This is a genomic window from Streptomyces sp. AC627_RSS907, from assembly GCF_019049165.1.
In genome coordinates, this window is sequence record NZ_JAGMUE010000462.1 from 1 (window position 1) to 561 (window position 561).

A 561-nucleotide genomic window follows, 5' to 3' on the forward strand; every position below is an offset into this window, starting at 1 on the left:
ACGGATACCAGGGCGTCGAACTGCGGGCCCACCCCGAGGAACCGGTCCACGTCGGCATCGGCGCGGCCGAACGGGCCGACATCGCGGCGCGGTTCCGCGCCGCCGGGCTGACCGTGCTCGCCGTCGCCGGCTACACGCGGGTCGCCGAGGCCGGCGACGACGGCCCGGTCCTCGACGCGCTGCGCCAACACCTCGCGCTCGCCCGCGACCTCGGCGCCCCGTACGTGCGCGTCTTCCCCGGCGGCGGCGACCAGGACCCCGCCGAGGCCGACGCCACGGCCGCCCGCCGGCTGGCCGCCGTCGCGCCGTACGCGCACGACCTCGGCGTGCGGCTGCTCCTTGAGACCCACGACTCGCACCGCACGGCGGCCGACGCCTGCCGGGTGCTCGGCCTGGTCGGGCACCTGAGCGTGGGGGCCGTCTGGGACGTGCTGCACACCTGGCTCGGCGGCGAGGACCCGGTGGCCTCACACGCCGCGCTCGCCCCGCACCTGGGATACGTGCAGGTCAAGGACGTGGCCTCGGCCGAGGACACGTCCCCGCTGCCGCTCGGCCGGGGCG

Annotated in this window: 1 protein-coding gene; it reads left to right on the top strand. The window is 77.9% G+C overall.

Going from position 1 to position 561, the window contains the following annotated elements; all coding sequences use genetic code 11:
* Window positions 1-561: sugar phosphate isomerase/epimerase (locus KUM32_RS36470; protein ID WP_217146182.1), on the top strand; the 561-nt coding region annotated here is incomplete at both ends.